General features: G+C 67.6%; 10 protein-coding genes and 3 pseudogenes. 8 read left to right on the top strand and 5 right to left on the bottom strand.

The features are described from left to right. Positions 1-53 precede the first annotated feature (53 nt). Positions 54-953 (top strand): hypothetical protein, encoded by a 900-nt coding sequence (locus AB0K21_RS40485; protein WP_364157793.1) that lies wholly within the window; start codon positions 54-56, stop codon positions 951-953. A 92-nt stretch (positions 954-1,045) separates the two neighbouring features. On the opposite strand, the gene AB0K21_RS40480 is transcribed toward AB0K21_RS40485, so the two are convergent. The 4 genes and pseudogenes from AB0K21_RS40480 to AB0K21_RS40465 form a co-directional block, all read right to left on the bottom strand. Further along, on the bottom strand, positions 1,046-1,408 hold the full coding sequence (locus tag AB0K21_RS40480) for a nuclear transport factor 2 family protein (RefSeq protein ID WP_189143089.1): 363 nt from the start codon (positions 1,406-1,408) through the stop codon (positions 1,046-1,048). A gap of 1,228 nt (positions 1,409-2,636) precedes the next feature. Continuing rightward, positions 2,637-3,221, bottom strand: coding sequence for a DUF6461 domain-containing protein (locus AB0K21_RS40475; protein ID WP_364157789.1), 585 nt, complete (start codon positions 3,219-3,221; stop codon positions 2,637-2,639). Between the two features lie 46 nt (positions 3,222-3,267). Continuing rightward, positions 3,268-4,036 (bottom strand): annotated as a pseudogene (locus tag AB0K21_RS40470) (transposase family protein). A 171-nt stretch (positions 4,037-4,207) separates the two neighbouring features. Then, a pseudogene (locus AB0K21_RS40465) lies at positions 4,208-5,088 on the bottom strand (IS3 family transposase); the annotation flags it as partial. 66 nt (positions 5,089-5,154) lie between these two features. On the opposite strand from AB0K21_RS40465, the gene AB0K21_RS40460 reads away from it, so the two are divergent. After that, on the top strand, positions 5,155-6,852 hold the full coding sequence (locus AB0K21_RS40460) for an ISAzo13 family transposase (RefSeq protein WP_364157851.1): 1,698 nt from the start codon (positions 5,155-5,157) through the stop codon (positions 6,850-6,852). A 12-nt stretch (positions 6,853-6,864) separates the two neighbouring features. Here the strand turns inward: AB0K21_RS40460 and AB0K21_RS40455 are convergent. Then, positions 6,865-7,193 (bottom strand): annotated as a pseudogene (locus tag AB0K21_RS40455) (transposase); the annotation flags it as partial. Positions 7,194-7,463: 270 nt separating this feature from the next. On the opposite strand from AB0K21_RS40455, the gene AB0K21_RS40450 reads away from it, so the two are divergent. From AB0K21_RS40450 to AB0K21_RS40425, 6 genes are all read left to right on the top strand, one after another. After that, positions 7,464-7,994 carry a hypothetical protein gene (locus AB0K21_RS40450; protein WP_343971204.1) on the top strand — a complete coding sequence of 177 codons (531 nt, stop codon included), beginning with the start codon at positions 7,464-7,466 and terminating at the stop codon, positions 7,992-7,994. A 129-nt stretch (positions 7,995-8,123) separates the two neighbouring features. Further along, positions 8,124-10,169, top strand: coding sequence for a DUF4158 domain-containing protein (locus AB0K21_RS40445; protein WP_364157786.1), 2,046 nt, complete (start codon positions 8,124-8,126; stop codon positions 10,167-10,169). Next, positions 10,103-11,203: a Tn3 family transposase gene (locus AB0K21_RS40440; protein WP_364157784.1), complete on the top strand. Its 1,101-nt coding sequence runs from the start codon at positions 10,103-10,105 to the stop codon at positions 11,201-11,203. Before AB0K21_RS40445 ends, AB0K21_RS40440 begins: the two co-directional genes overlap by 67 nt. A 527-nt stretch (positions 11,204-11,730) precedes the next feature. Then, a complete protein-coding gene (locus tag AB0K21_RS40435; protein ID WP_364157782.1) occupies positions 11,731-12,807 on the top strand; it encodes a TerC family protein in 1,077 nt (358 codons plus the stop codon). A 61-nt stretch (positions 12,808-12,868) separates the two neighbouring features. Continuing rightward, entirely contained in the window at positions 12,869-13,495 is a 627-nt protein-coding gene (locus AB0K21_RS40430; RefSeq protein ID WP_343971213.1) for a hypothetical protein, read from the top strand. Next, positions 13,492-14,601, top strand: coding sequence for a hypothetical protein (locus tag AB0K21_RS40425; protein WP_364157779.1), 1,110 nt, complete (start codon positions 13,492-13,494; stop codon positions 14,599-14,601). The genes AB0K21_RS40430 and AB0K21_RS40425 overlap by 4 nt, the downstream gene beginning before the upstream one ends. Positions 14,602-14,637 lie beyond the last annotated feature (36 nt).

Here is a 14,637-nt window from a genome sequence, read left to right as displayed (position 1 = left end):
CGCTGTGCGCGGCCGATTGGGCTCCGGCCAGCATCGAGCAGGCCATCGCCTGCGTGCGCACCATGCACCGCCTGGCCGGCCACCCCAACCGGCCCGCCACCGACGCCACCCGCCTGGCCCTGCGCGCCTACAAACGCGCCCGCGCCGAGGCCGGAACCCGTGGCCGGCGCGAAGCTCCACCGGTGGGCATCGACACGCTGCGTGCCATGGTCAGCGCCTGCGACCTGAACACTCGTATCGGCCTGCGCGACCGGCTCCCGCTGGTCCTCGGTTTGGCTCTGATGGGCCGCCGCTCCGAGCTCGTCGCCCTGACCTGCGACGACGTCCGCGAGGTCCCCGATGGGCTGAAGGTCACCGTCCGCACCTCCAAAACCGACAAGGACCGCCGGGACGAGACGATCGCCGTCCCGCGCGGCAGCCACCCGCTGACCGACCCCGTCGCCGTCTGGACCGACTGGATCGCCGTACTCGCCGAGGCGAGGGAGACCCCCGGACGACTGCTGCGCCGCGTCGACCGGCACGGCGACCTCGGCCCCCGGCTGGGCGCCGACGCCGTCAACGTCATCGTCCGTGACCTCGCCGTCCGCACCGCCGTCTCCGGTGCGGACACTTTCACCGCGCACAGCCTGCGCGCCGGCGGTGCCACCGTCGCCTTACGCCGCGGGCGTCCCCGTCTCCGTCATCGCCAAGCACGGCCGCTGGGCCCCCCGCCTCCCCGGTCGTGTTGCGCTACATCCGCGCCATCGACCGCTGGCGCGACAACGCCATGCGAGGCGTCGGCCTGTAGTCCACCTGTAGGGTCTCAACGATCTTGGCACCGATCTGGCACATGTGCCAGATCGGTGAGACAGCCTTTCTGTGAGAGGGTGTCTCTGATCCCTCTGGCTTTGATCCTTTCGTGCATGGACCGGAGCTGGGATACCAAGATCCAGTCCTTGGTCTTGCCGGGATAGCTTGGCTTCCAGCGTCGGCCCGCCCCCGGGGGCGGTCGAACCTCGCCGGCGGCCAGCCGGCTGGCCGGTCGTCGGACAACGTGTCGGCTATGTCAATCGGTCGTGCTGGCGTGCACGGCGATGATTCGCCAGCCGTGCGTCTCGCCGTATAGCCAAGTACGGGTGTAGCGCATCCTGGCCGCGAACGGCGCACCGGAGACGGTTCCTTCGACGGTGCCGAGAAACCACGTCACCCCGGTGCGCCCATCGGCGAGCACGGTCAACTCCTCCTCGGCCACCCTCGTCACCACCTGTGCCCGAGTGCGGTGCAGCTCCAGGTCGTCCGCCTTGGTCGCAACGTTCGCACCGAAGGTAAAGATCAGCCGATCATCCAGCAGCCGATCCAGCGCCTCGACATCTCCAGCGAGCTGCGCGGCCTGGAGTCGGCGCTCGGCGTCCCGCAAGTCCTCCATCATGAGGTCCACCCTCCCAGCCAGCGCCGTATCCGCGCCAGGACGTTCACGCTCGGCTGATCTTTGCAGTCCGATCCAGGGACTCCGATCGTCGGTGAGTGGGTGTCGGGTTTAGAAGGCTTCCCGACAGGCCGTTGAAGTGGTGCGCGGCCCGGAAAATCAGACCGTCGCGAGTTCGCCGCAGGCTGCGGAACCACGAGCGAGCACATCCGCTACATCCTCGACGAGCACCCCGTCTGACCATCAGTCCCCGCAGGTGAGGAAACCGCCATGATCGTGAGACAAGCGGCTCACCACATCAGTGAGACAGTGCGGAAACCCGCAGGTCACGCAAGATCAAGATGTCACGAAGACTGAGACCCTACAACGCAAAACCGGACGACACCCCTGGCCTTCATCGGCCAGACCAGCCAAAACATGCTTGTGACCTGCACCGGTCCGCGTGTTACCCGTTGCCGCCAGCTGGAGAGAGGATCTCGTCGCCGAACGCGAGAGCTGAAGCGAAAGCCGACCCCTGCGCATCGCGGGGACTTCTCTGAGCGTCCCTGAGGCGCTCACGCCTTTCCGCCGCGGCGGCCGTCGACGCAGGAGAATGCCTCTCCCGACACCGTGCCCACCCCCAGCCCAAGGGGGTCGGGTATCGAATCTGACTAGGTGAAGAGACGGACATCCGAGCCGACAGACCATCCGTCGCCGGCAGAGGCGTCACTGACATTCTGATGACGATTTCCATTGACAGCAGATGACGAACCCCCAGGTCAGAGCATCTTTCTCCTCGTCAAGCCGTCCCGAAAACATCACGTGACGTCAGTGCCGTCCGACCTGTCCTGCGCCGTTATGTCAGTGCAGAAGCTCTGTGCTGACATAACGGCGAATCCCGCCACCGTCGCCTAGGCCGTCATCGCTGAGCCAAGCCGCGCCCAGGTCATGGCCCTGCGCTAGGCCGACGGCCGCCAGCGTGACAACGCATCCTGCGCAACGCCGACCTGTACCCCGCAGACGCCTCCTTCTGCATACTGCGGCCTCAGAGAAGATCATCAGCAGCCGAAAAGTGCCCTGACCTGCGCACTTGAAAACTGCCATGAAACTGTCAGTGAAGTTTTTTCATCCTGGCTGCTTGGTATAGCGGGTCCGTGCGGAACGGTGTCCCAAGTGAATCTTGCGGGAGCTTGCAGCGGCGTGATCCACCGGCTGCGACTGGCCCGAGGGGGTCACAGACGATGGATCCTGCTCACCTCGGTTCGGGGATGACTCCGCACAGGTAGGTGGACGCCTCCAGCAGCTCCGGTGTCAGCGTGATGCCGGTGAGATGCTCGGCCAGGAGGAACGCCGGCCCGTCGCTGGGGTAGAGGCATCTGTAGTCGGCGTCGATCCGCTGCATGGTCTCCACGACCTCGTCCGGTACCTCTTCCAAGTAACCTTCATCAGCGATGAAGCTGAACCGGATCTCTCCATCCTCGCTCCAGTAGAAGTACTCGACGCCTTCGACGTCGCGGAAGTGGGAGACGAGGCGGGTTCCCGCCGACAACGAAGTGATGATTTCTTCATCGGTGCCGAGCCCGCCGTTGGGCTCAACGATGAACACCCAGTCGCCTACGGTCGTGGCGCCGAGAAACGCGGTGTCGTAGCTGTTCCTGTGGCGAGTCTCGATCAGTTCCTCAAGCGTCATGGGCGTGAAATCCTCCGGCCGGCCACCGAGCCGGACCACCAGTTGCTCGGGTGTCAGGCCGCGGACGTAGGTGAAGCAGTAGGCCTCCGCCAGCTCGGGGAAGCGCTCGTAGGAGAACCAGGCATAGTCACCAGGGGTCGCGATCATTTCGTCATGCTCGCAGCGCCGACCGACACAATGAACCTTTTCATCCTCAGGCGGGCTGTGCGACGCGGTGGTTTTGAAGGACGGCGATGGCCTTGCACAGGTGGCCGGCCTTGCCAGGGCTGCAGCGTAGCTTACGGAGGATCTTCCAGCTCTTCAGCTGGGCGTTGGCGCGTTCGCCGGGTCCGCGGAGCTTGGCGTGGGAGCGGTTGGCCTGTTTCTGCGACGCGGGCTTGTCCTTGCCCTTGTACGGCGTGGCGACCGGGCCCTCAGCTCCCTGATACGCCTTGTCTGCCAGGGTGATGATTCCAGCCTGCTCCAGCGCACGCAGGATGCCCCAGATGCGGGCGGCGCCAGATCACGTGCCTTGCCCGGCAAGGCTCCAGAGGTCCACAGGATCGTCCCGTCCGGCGAGGCGATGACCTGCACGTTCATTCCATGTACGCGGTGCTTGCCGGAGAAGTACGGTCGGTCCTGATCCGGTCAGTGCGGATCAGCGTGCCGTCCAGTACCAGGTAGTGCAACCCGTTCCGCTGGGCCTTGCGCAACGCCTGGCCGAGCTTGGGCGAGCGCGCCGACAGCAACGCCACCGTCTCCTCCACGTACCGCCACGCGGTCGCTGTCGACACCCCGAACCCTGCGCCGAGTTCGACGAACGTCTCGCCCTTGCGCAGGTAGACCAGCACCAGCAGAGCCTGTTGTTCGGGGTTGAGCCGCCGCCAGGCCGACCCGATCGCCTTGTGGTGCCGGCGGATCAGGCCGGCGACGTAGTTCAGCGTTGAACGCGACACGTCGACAGCAGCACGATAGAACAGCATGCGAAGCCCCTGGTTGCAACGGACATGATTGCGGCGATCAACCCGTCTAACAGGGGTTTCTCTAAGTCGTCAGGCGAATACCGGCCTTGCGGTCATGCTGTGACCAGCAGTTCGCCACCAGGGGATGAAAAAGGTTCAGGGGGGCCCGCCCCGAAGTGTGGACACCGGTTGTTATGCGGCGAGCAGCACCTTATCGGGGGTCTGCTGCTCGTAGTCGATCGGGCTGAGGTAGCCGAGGGTGGAATGCCTCCTGCGGGTGTTGTATCTGGTGATCCACGTGAAGACGGCCAGGCGGGCCTCGCGCGCTGAGGGCCAGCGCTTGGCGCCCTGCAGCGTCTCGCGTTTCAAAGTGGCGTTGAATGCCTCTGCCGCGGCGTTGTCGGCGCTGGTGCCGATGGCTCCCATGGATCGGCGCACGCCGAGCTCGGTGCAGACCTCGGCGAACTCGGCGGAGGTGTACTGGGTCCCGTGATCGGCATGGAAGATCGCGCCGTGCAGGCTGCCCCGCGTCGCGGCGGCCGCGCGCAGCGCGTCGGTCACCAGCTCGGTGCGCATGTGATCGGCGATCGACCAGCCTGCCAAGCGGCGTGAATGCAGGTCCAGCACGGTCGCCAAGTACAAGAACCCGCCCTCGCCGACGGGCAGACATAGCGCCGATTGGGTGCGGGCGCGGCGAAGTCCCGCTTGATCAGGTCTGGCACCTTCTGATGGGACGGCTCGGGCACGGTGGTGCGCACCTTCTTGCGCAGGTGCAGCCCGACGATACCGAAGCGACGCATGAGGCGTGCGACACGCTTGTGGTTGACGTTGCGGCCTTTACCGCGCAGTTCGGCGGTGACGCGCGGGCTGCCGTAGGTGCCGTCGAACTCCTGGTGAATCTGCTTGATCTCCTGCGCGAGCGCGGCATCGGCCGCGGCGCGTGCCGCCCGGGCGGGCGCGGCCTTGAGCCATCGGTAAAAGCCGGAGCGCGATAGTCCCAGCACCCGGCACAGCCGCTTCACGCCGAAGGCGCCCACGTGGTCGGCAACGAACTCGAAGCGGCTCAGGACCTGTAAGACAATTACTGCTGGTTTCGGTGCGACTTCAGTGAGTGGTGTGCTAACTGGCTTTCCATGGCGATGTCGGAGACGGGCTTGGCGGTCCTGGATGTGAAGTTCGCGGCTGTGCTTCCGCATCTGGACGAGCGGCAGCGCCGTTTGTATCTGGCTGCTGAGGCGGATGCGCTCGGGCATGGCGGGATCGCGGTGGTGGCCAGGCTGGCAGAAGTATCGGAGTCGACCATCACGCGGGGACGTCTCGAGCTCGCGGGCGGTGCGCCGGTGTTGAGACGGGTGCGCCGTCCTGGTGGTGGACGTAAGTCGGCTGCTGAGCGGGATCCTGGTCTGGTTCCGGCGCTCGAGGCGTTGATCGAGCCGCGGGAGGTCGGTGATCCGGTTTCTCCGCTGCGCTGGACCACTGCCTCACTGCGGGACCTGGCCGGAGAGTTGACCGAGGCGGGCCATTCGATCAGCGCCCCGGCGGTAGGCGATCTGCTGCGCTCGATGGGATTCAGTCTCCAGGGCATGGCCAAGAAGCGTGCCGGCAGCCAGGTTCCTGACCGCGATGCCCAGTTCCAGCACATCAACACCAAGGTCGAGCAGTTTCTGGCTGAGGGCTTGCCGGTGGTGAGCGTGGACGCCAAGAAGAAGGAGCCGATCGGTGACTTCGCCCGGGCCGGCCGCACCTACCGGCCGAAGGGGAACCCGATCACGGCCCCAGATCACGACTTCACCTTCGCTGATACCCCGGTCGCGATCCCCTATGGCGTCTATGACCTGGGCCAAGACGTCGGCTGGGTGAATGTGGGCACCGACCGCAACACCGCGGCGTTCGCGGTGGAGTCGATCCGCCGCTGGTGGAACCAGCAAGGCCGAGATGGCTACCCGGACGCGACTCGGCTTTTGATCACCGCCGATTCCGGAGGGGCGAACTCTGCTGACTCCCACCTGTTCAAGAACGACCTGGCCGACTTCGCCGACGAATGCGGGCTGGCCGTCACCGTGCTGCACTTTCCGCCCGGGACATCGAAGTGGAACAAGGTCGAGCACCGCTTGTTCTCCCGCATCACCCACAGCCTGCGCGGACGGCCCCTGACCAGCTATGAGGTGCTGCTGCAGAGCATCTCGGCAACCCGCACCAGTACCGGCCTGACCGTCAGCGCCGTCCTGGACGAGGGCGACTACCCCACCGGCCGCACCCTCACCAAGGAGCAGCGCCAGGTACTCCTGCAGCGCGTTCAGCGTGACGACTTCCACGGCGAGTGGAACTACACGATCGCGCCCTACGATCCCAGCACGGCGCCACCAGCCGAGCCGCAACAGGCGAAGGCGCCCCCGATCCCGGCTGAGGGCACTTACCTGCTCACCCACCCCGCTCTGACCGGCATGTCCCGCGACCAGTTCGACCGGCTCGTGACCGAACTCGAGCCCTGGCGCCAGACCCTGGCCGAGGCCGAACGTGAGAAACGCAAGGGCATCAACCGGCGCGGATACAACCCCGGGTTCGGGTTCCTCGACCACCAGCACCGCGTCCTGGCCGCGGTGCTAAGCCACCGCAACACCGTCACGCTCACCCTGGCCGCCCGGCTACTCGGCCGAGACCGCAACACCCTCAGCTACCACGCCCACCGGACCAGGCCCCTGCTGGGCTTCGCCTCCCCCGACCTGGCCGCAATCCTCGCCCAGCCCCGCCGCCGGACCCGCCCGCCCCGCTCGATCGAGGCCCTCCAAAACGAGATCACCGCCTACGAAACCAACATCAACTCGGGCAGTAGTTAATTGACGGGTCCTCACCAGTTCGTCTCGCCCGCGAAATACTTGGCCGCCCGGCGCAGGATGTCGCGCTCTGTCTCCAGCTCCCGGATCCGGACCTTGAGCTGCTTGTTCTCCTCTCCCAGCACGTCGTCGGACGATAACGGACCACTCGCCGCTCTCTTGGCCGGGCCCTTTTTCTTCGCCCCGGCGATGCCGGCCGCACGAGCCTCCTTCACCCATAGGCGCAGGGTCTCGCGGTTGATGCCCAGGTCCCGGGCCACCGACGCGTACGTCCGCGCCGGGTCAGACAGGTACAACGCGACGGCGTCCGCCTTGAACTCCGGCGGATACGACTTCATCGCCACGTGGAACTTCCTTGTCTCCGGATCTTCATCATCCGGCACTCAAGGTGTCCACACATCGGGGTGAGGGCCCCACCCTCCGCGGCTGCCGTCGGGGCGGTCGCCGGTCGAGCCTGGCCTTGGCCCATCGACGTCAGCCGCTACAACCGCCGGGCCGAGCTGACCGCGTAAGAGTTACAAGCACTGCGGGAACTGGACTGGCAGGTCCGACGGCGCCGTGGCTACGATCCTGACCTGCCGCAGTGGCGCGTTATCGGCAGGCTCCTACGGCCGTTGGACGACGCCCGGTCGGTCATGGGCTGGTGCCCGGACACCCCGGCGCACCGCCGGGCGGTCACCGACGCGATCGGCCTGGTCCTGCGCCGGTGCCTGGATGAGGAGACCTCCTTTTGGGCCTGGTCGGCCGAGACCTGGTTCGAGCTGATCGCGCCCGGTCACATCGAGTTCGAGGCCGCCTGGCCTGGCTGGATCGACGGGACGATCCGTCCCTACGTGGCAGCGTTCGCCTATCTCCTCGGTGACTTCACCGACTTCCACCGGATCGGCAACTTCAACCGCCGTTCCCTGGCCTGGAGGATCTTCGGCAAGAACGTCGTCGAGGACTCCGTCGACCAGGTCGCAGGCACCTTGCAGGGGTGGGGCTACCATCCCACCGCAGGAGCGGTCGGCCAGTTCCGCACGGTCTTGATCCAGGCGATGCTGGTCAATCGGAGTCCGCTCCTGCAGGACATGACCAGTGAAGCCCTGGAGCGGATCCGCGAAGACCCGGGCCTTGAGCGACAACGGAACGGCCAGTGGCGTTAGCGAGCGGACTCGGGCGGAGTTGCCGCCATCCACCGTTCCAATGTCGGTGAACGGCGGACCGACAGGGATCTTGTAACGGTTTGATCACTGTGCGTTGGTTACCGGTGGGTCGGTCCTATTTTGCGGCGTATGCCGGTGGAGTTCTTGACTGATGTTGAAGCGGCGAGCTACGGCCGGTACGCCGGACCGCCATCGCGGACGGATCTGGATCGAGTGTTTCTCCTCGATGAGGACGACCTGGCGCTGATCGGGCTCCGCCGGGGCGAGCACATGAAACTCGGCTTCGCCCTCCAGCTGGTGACGATCCGGTGGCTCGGGACGTTTTTAGAAGATCCCCTCGATGTGCCGGTCGAGGTGCTGGACTTCGTGGCCGAACAGCTCGGCATCGCTGATCCGTCGCAGGTGAAGAGGTACACCGAGCGGATCAAGACGCGGTTCGATCATCAGTGGGAGATCCGCCGGGTGCGGGGGTGGAAGGAGTTCGCCAAGGTCGAGGCGGAGTTCGGTGAATGGGTGGCGGCCCGTTCCTGGACGTCGGGAGACGGGCCGAAGGCGATTTTCACCGATGGGGTGGGGTGGCTGCGCGAGCGCAAGGTGCTGCTGCCCGGGGTGACGACGTTGGTGCGGCTGGTGGCGAGGGTCCGTGACGACACGACGCACCGGTTGTGGGGCGTGCTGGAGGGCTTGCTGTCGACGGGCCAGCGGTATGTGCTGGATCAGCTGCTGGAGGTGGCGCCAGGGTCGCGGGTCTCTGACCTGGAACGTTGGCGTAAGGGGCCGCCGCCGCGTGGTAGCGGGCCGACGCTCATCAAGGCGCTCGAACAGGTCGCGGAGATCACCGGGCTGGGCCTGGCCGCGCTGGGCGCGGAGGGGCAGGTGCCGCCGCGCCGGTTGGGTGAGCTGGCCAAGTACGGGATGAGTGCGGACGCCTCGCTGATCCGCCGCCACGGCGATGGCCGCCGGCTGGCGACGCTGCTGGCCACGGTCCGGCTTTTGGAGGCCAAGTCGGTCGATGACACGCTGGAGCTGCTGGATCTGCTGATGGCCACCGAGCTGCTGAACAAGGCGCACACGGCGGCCGACAAGGACAAGGTCCGCAAGCATCCGAAGCTCGCCAGGGCCTCGGCCCGGCTCGCGGTGGCGGTGGAGGCGTTGTTCGAGGCCGAGGGGTGGGGCGGCCCGGATGAGGAGCCGCGGGTGTCGGAGGTGTGGGAGGCGATCGAGGCGGTCATCTCCCGCGCGGAGTTGCGGGCCGCGTTGGTGCTGGTCAATGAGAACGTGCCGCCGGCCGATGCCGTCGATCCCGACGACTGGCGCTCTGAGCTGGTCGGCCGGTACACCACGGTGTCGGGGTTCCTCAAGCTTTTGCCCGTGGTGATCGCGTTCGGTGCGAACGCCGAGGGAGCCCCGATCCTGGCGGCGATGCGCAGGCTGCCGGAGGTGCTGGCCTACCGCAGTCGCCTGGCGGCGCCGCTGATCCCGGCCAAGGTGATCGAACCCGCGGTGGTGAACGGTCCCTGGAAGCGCCTGGTGTTCGGCCACCCCGCGCACCAGGGGGGCGCGGTGAACCGGCACGCCTACACCTTCTGCGTGCTGGAGCAGTTCTATCGTCATCTCAAGCGCCGTGAGATCTACGCCGAGGCCTCCACCAAGTGGCGTAACCCCCAGGCCCAGCTCTTGGAAGGCGAGAAGTGGCAGACGATCCGGGGTGAGGTGCTGACCACGCTCGGCCTGCCGGAGGACCCGGACGCCTTGCTGGCCGAACACGCCCGCACCCTGGACTTTGCTTACACCGAGGTCGGCGGGCGCCTGGCGACCAACACCGAGGTCCGCATCGATGAGGTCGGGAAGATCCATCTGACCGGGGTGAAGGCGGTGGAGGAGCCGCCGTCGCTGGTCGACCTGCGCAACCGCACGACGGCGATGCTGCCGCGCGTCGACCTACCCGAGGTGATCTTGGAGGTGATGTCGTGGGAACCGTCGCTGGCACAGGCGTTCACCGCCGCCTCCGGCGGCCGGTCTCGGCTGAGCGATCTGCCGACCTCGATCGCCGCTTGCTTGGCCGCGCACTCGATGAACGTGGGGTATCGGCCATCGCCAAGAAAGGCGTGCCCGCCCTGGAGCGCTCACGGTTGTCGAACGTGTTCCAGAACTGTTTTCGGCCCGAGACCCTGAGCGTGGCGAACGTGCCGCTGGTCGCCCGCCAGGGCGGGCTGAGTCTGGCCCAGGCGTGGGGCGGCGGCTTGGTCGCCGCGGTCGACGGGATGCGGTTCGTCGTCCCGGTCCCGGCCGCGTTCGCCCGCCCCAACCGCAAGTTCTTCGGTTCCAAACGCGGTATGACCTGGTTGAATGCCATGAACGATCGTGGAATGGGGCGGGGTGCGAAGGTCGTGTCGGGAACGGTTCGCGACTCCCTGCACATGGTCGACGTCATCTTCGGGCTGGACGGCGGGGAACTGCCCGAGATCGTCGTTTCCGACACCGGATCGTACAGCGACCTGGTCTTCGGGCTGTTGGAACTGCTGGGGATCTCCTACCGGCCGGCGCTGGCGGACCTGCCCGATCAGAAGGGCTGGCGGATCAGTTCCGAAGCCGACTACGGCCCGCTCAACGCTCTGGCCCGGGGAAGGATCGACCTGCGGAAAGTCCGCCGGAACTGGGAGGACATCCTGCGGGTGGTCGCCTCGATCTACACCGGCACCGTGCGCGCCTACGACGTGGTCACCATGCTCCAGCGCGACGGGCACCCCACCGCGCTCGGCGAGGCGATCGCCGCCTACGGCCGGATCTTCAAGAGTCTTCACATTCTCGCCTACATCGACGTGGATGAGACCTACCGCCGCGACATCAAGCACGTTCGCAACCTGCAGGAAGGCCGCCACGCTCTGGCCCGCAAGATCTGCCACGGCAAGAAGGGCGAGCTGTACCACCGCTATGAGCGCGGTCTGGAAAACCAACTCGGCGTTCTCGGGCTTGTCCTCAATTGCGTCGTGTTGTGGACCACGGTCTACCTGGATGCCGCGGTTCGCCAACTGCGCGCGCAGGGCTATCCGGTCCAGGAGGAGGACATGGCCCGGCTGTCGCCGTTCGTCAACCGGCACCTGGGCGTGCACGGCGCCTACAGCTTCGTGCTGCCCGATCTGGCGCCCGGCGCGATCCGCGAGCTGCGCGACCCTGATGCTCCCGATGACGATGAAGACGAGGTCTGAAACCCCGGCGAGCCCCGTGGGCTTAGCCGGGGGCATGGGTGACGATTGATCGGTTGCCTGGGGTCCAGGCCGGCGTCACGGCGCCGAAGTGATCAATTCACCAGCCGGGCTTGGGTCCAGGCGAGCGCGGCCCGCGCAGCGTGCGCCTGGTAGGGGTGCCGGTAAGAACGCTGTCATGAGCCCCAAACGGGTGGTGCAGGTGCGGCTGGCGCCCAGCCTGATCTATGCCTCTGAGATGGCGGACTGGGGTGTGACCAGTCTCGGTCGGCCCGCTGTCGAGCAACTGCGCCTCGAATTAGATATACCTGACCCTTGACACACGAAATACGTGTCGTGAATACTGGAGCGTAGTTCGAGGGGGAGTACCCGACTAGTCACCGCACCGCCGTCAGTACGGGCCCGGCCCATCCAGGCCCCGGTGGTGCAGCCGCCCGGCTTCTGTCCGTGGGTGGCCCGGGGAGACCGTCGACCACGAAGAGTGCCGCCGCGCGACGCGCGAGGCGGCCTGGTCGAGGAGGTCTTCTCCGTTGTCTGTTGCCTGGTGGGCCTGGGCCGCGGTGCTGCTTGCGGTGGCCGTGATGCTCGCGATCGATCTGTTCCTGCACCGCGACAACCACGTCGTCGGCTTTCGTGAGGCGGCCATCTGGTCGGGCGTGTGGATCGCCGCCGGCCTGGCCTTCGGCGCCATCTTGTGGGCGTGGCAGGGCGGGCAGGTAGCCGGTACCTACTTCGCCGGCTACCTGATCGAAAAGGCGTTGTCGGTCGACAACGTGTTTGTCTTCGCGCTGATCTTCACCACCTTCGCAGTCCCCGCCGCACTCCAGCACAAGGTGCTGTTCTGGGGCGTCATCGGCGCGCTGGCCTTCCGGCTGGTGTTCATCTTCGTCGGCGCCGAACTGCTGGAGACGTTCTTCTGGACGGCGTACCTGTTCGGCGCGTTCCTCATCTACACCGGCTACAAGATGGCCTTCCGGCACGACCAGCAACCCCCGCCGGACCGCAACCCGGTGGTACGGCTGGTGCGCCGCGTCGTACCGACCGACCCCCGTTACCACGGCGCCCGCTTCTTCGCCCGCATCGATGGCAAGCGGGTGGCCACCCTGCTGTTCGTGGTGCTCATCGCCATCGAGGCGACCGACCTGATCTTCGCCATCGACTCGGTCGCCGTGATCCTGGCGATCACCACCAGCACCTTCATCGTCTGGACCGCCAACGCCTTTGCCATCCTCGGGCTGCGCAGCCTGTACTTCTGCCTGGCCGGGCTGCTGCGCCGGTTCGTGCACCTGCACTACGGCCTGGCCCTGCTGCTGGCCTTCGCCGGCATCAAGCTGATCGCCTCGGAGACCCCGATCGGGAAACTGCCCATCCCGGTCACGCTCGGGGTCATCGTCGTCACCATCGGCGTCTCCATCGTCTGGAGCCTGCTGGCCACCCGCGCCACCGCCGGAAACGCCACCGCCGGAAACGGCGGCGAAACCGAGGTTGAAGGCGGCGGCGCTGCCGCCACACACCCGCCTGCAGCCTCCGGCACGCACGCGCCGCAAGCCGATGCGGACAGTGCAGCGGCCGCCGACCGCGCCACCGTCGTCAACGACCCGTCCTGAACGCCGGCCCACGAAACACCCCCGGACCGAGCGCCCCGGGGGCAGGAAGGAACGCACCACGATGCGCCATCCACCCGCCATCACCCAGCCGACCACCCAGCGGACCGCCCAGCCCGCCGGCCCCAGTGCCCCTGCCAGCGTGTACTGCCATCAGGTCACCGGCCGCCTCCCGGGCACCGGACCGGTCCTGGCCGTTCTCACCGGCGGCCCCGCCGACCTGGCCGTGGCCCACACCGCCGCCACCTGGGCGACAGGCACCCGCAGCCTGGTCATCGCGGCCACCGTGGTCACCGGCACCGGCTTCAGCCTCAACCCGCTACTGCACCAGGTCCGGGCACGCCGCCAGGACGCCGACAGCCTGGCTGTCATCGACCGCCTCACCCCGATCCTGACCGCGGCCGGGGTGGCCTGGCTACGCGCCATCGTGGCCGTGCCCACCCGCGCCGGCCCGGCCCCGGCGATGACCCCGGCCCTGCCGCTGGCCGCGATCCGACGCCTGGTCGACCGCTTCGCCGCCGTCGCCGTCGTCACCGCCACGCCGCTGCACGACCCGGCCGGCCGCCTGGCACCACTCCCCCCGCAGGCGGCCAACGCGGCGATCACAGCAGCGGGCACAGCGGCGCTCGGTACGCACGTGCCGCAACCCTCAGCCACCACCGACAGCCCAGACCACGAGGAAGAGGCATGACCATGACCACCACCACCGGCATCGGCATGATCCCCGCCCCAGCCCAGATCACCGCCCTGCAACAGGTCCGCGAGTACCCCGCGGTGTCGCTGCTGCTGAGCACCAACCCCGCGGCCGAGCTCACCCGCGCCGACGCGCTGCGCCTGGAAGGGCTGGCCGCCGAGGCGGTGCAGCGGCTGCGCAGCGAGCTGCAGCCCGCCGTGGCCGACCCGGTGATCGGCCGCCTACACCGGCTGATCGACCAGGCCCGGCACGGCCCCACCGGCCTTGGCCTGGCCGTGTACGCCAGCGCCGGCACCGGGGCGCTGATCCGGCTGCCGATCGGCGTACGCGACCGCACCGTCGTCGACCCGACCTTCGCCACCCGCGATCTGATCCGCGCACTGCACCGCACCCCACGCCACCTGGTGCTGACCCTCAACACCGGGCACGCCCGGCTGCTGGAGGCCGCCGCCGACACCCTGCTACCCGCCCTCACCTCGGCCTTCCCGATGTCAGCCGACCCCCGCGCCGCCAGCCGTAGCCGCGGCCGCGCCGACCGGCCCACCCGCGAAACTCTCACCTCGGACTTCTACCGCCAGGTCGACGCCGCCCTCGGCGTCTACCTGCGGCTGCACCCAGCGCCGCTGGTGCTCGTCGGCGACGAACGCGCCGCCGCCGCCTTCAAGCGGCTGTCGGTCAACTGCCAGCGACTGGCAGGCACCGTCACCGGCAACCTCACCGCCACCCCGACCGCCAAGCTGACTACCCGCATCCGCACGGTGCTGGACGGCTACCTGCACCGCCGCCAAGACGAGGCGCTGGCCCTGCTGCAGCAGCGCACAGCGGCCGGCCGCGTCACCTCCGGCATGCCGGCCGCCTGGCAGGCCGCCCGCACCCGCAGGCCGGAGATGCTCGTGGTGGACGACTCGCTGTACTATCCCGCCCGGCTGTCCGACGACGGCGACACCCTCACCCCGGCCACCGACATCGACCACCCCGACGTCATCGACGACGCCGTCGACGAACTCATCGAACTCGTCTTGGCCCGTGGCGGCTGGATCGCCTTCACCACCCCCGGCGTCCTGGTCGACCATCAAGGCGTCGCCCTGGTCACCCGCCGCTGACGCGACGCTGACTCGCCCCACCGATGCCCTGCATTG

Origin of the sequence: Streptosporangium sp. NPDC049248, assembly GCF_040678965.1 — a bacterium.
Lineage (GTDB): Bacteria > Actinomycetota > Actinomycetes > Streptosporangiales > Streptosporangiaceae > Streptosporangium > Streptosporangium fukuiense.
This window is presented reverse-complemented; position numbering and strand designations above follow the sequence as displayed.

Coding starts and splice junctions, on each gene's coding strand:
- AB0K21_RS40460 (WP_364157851.1), top strand. CDS start 5,155: ATGTCGGAGACGGGCTTGGCGGTCCTGGATGTGAAGTTCGCGGCTGTG.
- AB0K21_RS40445 (WP_364157786.1), top strand. CDS start 8,124: ATGCCGGTGGAGTTCTTGACTGATGTTGAAGCGGCGAGCTACGGCCGG.
- AB0K21_RS40480 (WP_189143089.1), bottom strand. CDS start 1,408: ATGATGGAGGACTTGCGGGACGCCGAGCGCCGACTCCAGGCCGCGCAG.
- AB0K21_RS40475 (WP_364157789.1), bottom strand. CDS start 3,221: ATGATCGCGACCCCTGGTGACTATGCCTGGTTCTCCTACGAGCGCTTC.
- AB0K21_RS40425 (WP_364157779.1), top strand. CDS start 13,492: ATGACCATGACCACCACCACCGGCATCGGCATGATCCCCGCCCCAGCC.
- AB0K21_RS40430 (WP_343971213.1), top strand. CDS start 12,869: ATGCGCCATCCACCCGCCATCACCCAGCCGACCACCCAGCGGACCGCC.